Consider the following 5,575-nt stretch of genomic DNA (forward strand, 5'->3'; position numbering starts at 1 on the left):
GTGTTTTTGGCTATTATGGTTATAGAAGCCGTAAGGACACTTTCATGCTTTAAAACGTCTACCTTTAAAGCAAATACGTAAAAAGCTGCACGCATAGTGCAGCTTTTTTGCAAAATTTTCTTGATTTTTCATGCTTTTCAACACAACAAGAATTTTCGAAATCCACGTGAAGCTTTTATAAGCGTGAGAAACAAGCTTCAAAATAAAAGATTTTTTTCAATAATTCTATTTTTTTATGTTTTTCCTTTAAAAAACTTCTTAAATGAAGTGTTGACTCCATCGATTATATATATGCCATTACAGCATAACAAATATGCGGCTCTTGCTCTATTTTTTCCATTTAAGCCAAACGAATTTCGCAAAAAAATATTTCTCTACGATCAACAACTTTTCTCAATGTGGAAAACATATCAATCTTACATCTCATGTAAGAGGGAGCATTATGCGGTTAACATTTCATCCACACACAATATGAGAGAATAAGTTGAATTCTCTGATACAAAGGGAATACCAACCTACCAAATTATCTATTCTCAACAAAGCAACACTCTCACCACTTCAATACCAGTATTTTAGTTTGAGTATACGAACACAATTTACATTCTAGATTAAATGTATCAAATAAATAATTAACATAAAATCTATGAATAAACAATGGTTTAACTTTACATGCTTCAAACAAAGGACAAAATTCTATAATCATGCGTTATTAATTCTTTTGTAAATATTTTTATCAGATATCAAAAATCGTACCATTGCTTTCAATACAAGAAACCGACATAAAAAGTTTCATATTGAATGACCAAATAGTTTTTTTACAAATTGCGACATTAGAGCAAAAGCTTCATTGGCTAATTATACGAAAAAATAAAATAGAAAATGCATTTTAATAAATATAAAAGCAAATTGTTTTATAAAAGAATATGTAAAAAACCATAGATCACCTTATGATCATGTTATTTATGATTCAGATATTGAGTTTAGTTTTGCACAATCGTTTGAAAAAAATGATGAGATTAAAGTTTATGCGCAACTGCCTAAATGGTTTAAAATTGATACACCTCTTGGATCATATACTCCCGATTGGGCTGTATTATTTGAGCAAGATGGGCAAGAAAAACTGTATTTTGTTGTGGAAAGCAAAGGAAGTATTTTCGAAGACATGTTGCGCGATCTGGAAAAAGCAAAAATCCATTGCGGTCATGAACATTTCAAAGCTTTGGGAGAAAATACCCAATATATTGTTTCTGATAATTATGAAACTTTTATCGATCAAGCACTTCAAAAAGATACCATAACAACTTGAAAAAATGTTTGGGCTATGGAAACAACCCTCCCCTGTTGTTTATAAAATGCACCTTTTTCCTACTCTATAATTTACAAGCCCTTCCTTATAACCGATTTTAATTTTTATTAAACAATCAAGAGATTGTCGAATATTTTCCAGAAAGGGCTGCACATTTAAGAAAAGAAAATTATAAACTATTGAGAATACATTTGACACCCAAACAATCATTTAAGCATAAAAAATGATATATAAACAAACATTGGATTTTTAAGTCAATAATTTGATTTATAAAGATTTTCACATTTTCCATGTTAAATAATAAATGCAAATGGAGCAGGCATGCACGTCTCGTGTAGGTTCTGCTTTTGCTCTCATGCAAAGTGAATTGACAGAAAACAGACTCCTCGATAAACTCATCAAAATCAGCTTAACTGATGGCTTCATTTTGGAGGAAGAGGGGTTTGTACACAAGAGAAGCATTTGGGGACCATCAGCACTTCCAATCACATTCATTCCAATATCAAAACCGCAGACATCACAAACACGTGTTAATTTTTAAAAGTCTGTGAATGGGGCGCAACCAATGTTTTAAAGAACATCTGTAGGGAGCATGATCATGCAAAAGGTAGATTCCTATACAAAAACAGAACGGTATGTCATATATACCGTCATTATTTCCAGCATACTTCCTCTGCTGGACGGAAGCATTGTTAATGTCATCCTTCCTAACCTTGCGCATTATTTTTCCGTGGAAGGAAATAATATACAATGGATTGTAACATCCTATTTTCTAGCCACCGTGCCAGGACTACTGATGGCAGCTTTTGTGCAAGGAAGAATAGGTATCAAAAGCACTTGGTTTCTTGCAAGCTTCATTTTTATGCTTGGATCACTGGGGGTAGGATTAAGTTATAGTTTTCCAACTATTATATCTGCCCGTATCGTTCAAGGTTTTGGGACCGGTCTTTTGCTGCCCCTTAGCCAAACCATCATTGCCTTACAATTTGGACAGACACGAGTGCGCCAAGCCATGGGCACCATAGCCGTACCAACAGTTTTCGCTCCTGCCTTTGGTCCGCTGGTGGGCGCCTCACTTGCTCAGTATGTCTCTTGGCGTTTGTTATTTTTTATTAATATTCCGCTTATTTTATTGGCACTCACCCTTGGAGCAAAACATTTAAAGAACAACGAAACAACAAAAACAAAATTTAACTTATTTGCATTTTTAGCGTTTTCCATATCGCTTCTTTCGTTTTTTTACCTCACAGAAGCCAGAAACATCAATAACAAAAACCACTTATATATCCTAGCACTTATAGCCGTGATATTTCTCATATTATTCATTGTTTCTAATCAGAAAGCAAAAAACAAATTAATCGTCTTTAGCGGATTTCAAAATGCGCGCTATACATTACTCATGATCATGGGGCTTGTTGCTTCATTTCTTTTTTATAGCTTCCTCGTTTATTTCCCACTAGCCATTGCCATGGAACAAGCCCATGAAAATAGCCTTCTCATCATCGGTGCCCTCCTAGCTCTGCAAGGGGTAGGAGCATGGATCGGAAGGAAATTTATTTACCAAAAATGGAAAGAAAAATCTCCCTTTTTCATGATAGGAATTGGTTTAGTGATATCAAGCCTTGGGTTATTATGCTTCGGCTATAATATAAGCATGGATGGACTTGGATTCTTGCTAAGAGGCATAGGACTTGGCATCGCCACCATTGTCTGCCTTTCCGCCCCCATCCAATATGTCAACAGTTTATACGTCAAAGATACAGCCGTTATCACACGCATATTACAGCAAATAGGTGGTGCCTTAGGGGGTATATTCGCTGGCTTTTTGATCCATTCTCTGACAGAAGAATACTTGTCCTTAAACCAAACATATATCTTATTCTTCATATTCTCTATCGCTGCATTTTTACTGTTTTGCCTAGCCCTCCTCTTATCGCGTAAAGAGAAGAATTCCGATTTATGATATGCTTTATTTGAACACCCTATCCATAACATTGGCAATGGCATATAAAATCATACAGCATTTACCACTTTTCGAGAAACCAACACACTGAGACCTTGACCACAGCCTTCATCATTTTTATGAAAGAACACTAAACCGATAAGCTCCTTAAGCTCTAAAATTGATCACCTCCAGTAACGTACGGTGTTTGTAATTTTATGATACCTCTGTGCTTTTAAATCCCTCTAAAAACCTCTTGAAATATGGGATTTTCTGATCAGACCTTTGCAAAGATCCACGAAATTAAGCACGCGTTTCAATGCGGAATAGTTCCATAAATGCGCTAACAGACGCCCTACCGCACCAGCATAGAATATAGAACCCCGCCCCCGCGCACGCCCCTATAAATGCTAATCATCTTCTATAACGCACCGCGATGTGGAAAATCGCACTGTATTGCAAACTTGATAATGTTATTCGCCCCTTTTCAAAGTCATTGAATCACTATGCTTTCATAACAGCAATAGGTCCAAATGAAACTGAAGAGACAAAAACAGCTGGTAAAGCAGCATCTTCTCTCCATTTCATTGTTAACTGTTATAAGAAATCTCCCCCACTTTAATAAAAAAGCCCTCTCTCATTGAGAGGGAAATTTTAAAAACATTGAAAATCATGATGCACGATGACAGACAGCAAACCATCTCTAAAAAGACTGTTTCTTGATTTTCACAGCGTACTCTTAGATTTCTCTAACATTTTCCTGCCTTTAGATTTTCCTTATAAAATTTACGGACAAAAGAAGCTTTTCAGAACTCTTTTACACATAACTTCATTGCTTCAAGCTCCCTTACAGACACGATAAACGCGTATATTTCCATCTACCAAGTATGCGAGCTTCACAGCGGATATAATGAAAACAGTCTTTTTATAGAAAACCGTAAGCTTTAACGGAATAAACGAGATTTTAAACTAGCCTCCCGCATTACTCATTACTCTATACCGGTTATGCAAATAAAGAGCCCCATCTACTTTTTCTGACAAGCAAAGAACACACACAACATTTAGTAACATGCCATTATTGAAATTCTTGTCACAAGACCTTCCGTTCAGGGATTATGCGCATTGCCTGCTTCCTTCTCTCTAATAAACAATCTGCCAATAAAGAATGCTATTGCAGTTACGATAATACAAAATTATACTTCTGTTCTCATTCTATATTTTTCGAATTATCACACACTATTCCCCCCTTCACTGCTTCACTGTTATAACAATGAAAGGAGAAAAAGATTAAAACACAATATAGTATTTCTTTTTCACAAATCTTATATAAGCCACAAAATTGTTGCGCGACTTTCTAAGCAAGGTCAGGCAATAAAATCATACTCTAAAAACCACTCAACATACTACTTTTTGATATTATAAAGCCATAAAATGCAATTATCGTCTCCGCAAACAATATCTCAGAAAAACAAAATCCCTTCTGCAATCATTGGACTACTTCCTCCAATGTTTGCGCACCATTATACGCATAACGAGTTAGATGACTTGTTTATTGCATCATTTGCTCCTCCTGAAATTCCAGAAGGTACAAAAATCCAAAAAGTTAAAGCGTGGCTACGTGCAATCAATGTAAAATGCAATGAACCGCTTGAAGTCCTTGGTAACTTGCTTGGGGATTTTTTAGAAAAAGAATATTATGACCCAGACCCAAGCGGATTAAATCCATCATTATATGAAAAAATTTTACAGTTACAAAAAGATAAACGTACAGTTTTAGAAAAGTTAAAGGAATATGACTTGGAATATCAGCGTGGAGGATATATTATCAAGAATGAGGTGACCTTCACACAAGAATTGCAAAAAGCTGGTCTCCTCTCGATGGAAGAGCTAAAAAAACTTATTGCAGAGAAAGAACTTTCAGCAGTAGAAATCGAAATAAATAGAGCATTAGAAAATATAGAAAAAGATCCAAGGGAGGCAGTTCTATTTGCAGCAAATCTGTTGGAAGCCTCTTGCAAAGCTTATCTCGACCACCATTCTATCCTATACGAAGAAAATGCCCATAATAAGCTGTACGCTTTATGGAAAGAAGTTGCTAAGAAGGCTAAGATTCATACTGACGATATAAAGCAAAAAAACTTAAAAAATCAAGATCTAGATAAAAATGACTTAAGAATGATCGCAACCGGTCTATCCAGAATCGTTAGTGGTACTATGAATTTAAGAAACAAGAAAAGTGCAGCGCATGGCCGCTCAAAAAAGGATTTTGAACTAATCAATCTCAAGCCTCGCCATGCGCGTTTAACTTTTAATGCCGCCCATTCCCT

4 protein-coding genes are annotated in these 5,575 nt (G+C 35.6%); all 4 read left to right on the forward strand.

Annotation, left to right across the window (positions count from 1 at the left end):
• The first annotated feature begins 913 nt into the window (after positions 1 to 913).
• Positions 914 to 1,306, forward strand: coding sequence for a hypothetical protein (locus ACFILA_RS08955; RefSeq protein ID WP_273790981.1), 393 nt, complete (start codon positions 914 to 916; stop codon positions 1,304 to 1,306).
• Positions 1,307 to 1,610: 304 nt separating this feature from the next.
• Positions 1,611 to 1,847: a hypothetical protein gene (locus ACFILA_RS08960; RefSeq protein WP_375631802.1), complete on the forward strand. Its 237-nt coding sequence runs from the start codon at positions 1,611 to 1,613 to the stop codon at positions 1,845 to 1,847.
• 57 nt (positions 1,848 to 1,904) lie between these two features.
• Positions 1,905 to 3,269 (forward strand): MFS transporter, encoded by a 1,365-nt coding sequence (locus tag ACFILA_RS08965; RefSeq protein WP_375661057.1) that lies wholly within the window; start codon positions 1,905 to 1,907, stop codon positions 3,267 to 3,269.
• Between the two features lie 1,410 nt (positions 3,270 to 4,679).
• A partial coding sequence (locus ACFILA_RS08970) for an abortive infection family protein (RefSeq protein WP_375661058.1) occupies positions 4,680 to 5,575 on the forward strand: 896 nt, incomplete at its 3' end.

It is taken from the genome of Bartonella sp. CL71SXKL (genome assembly GCF_042194935.1).
In the GTDB taxonomy this organism is placed as follows: Bacteria; Pseudomonadota; Alphaproteobacteria; order Rhizobiales; family Rhizobiaceae; genus Bartonella.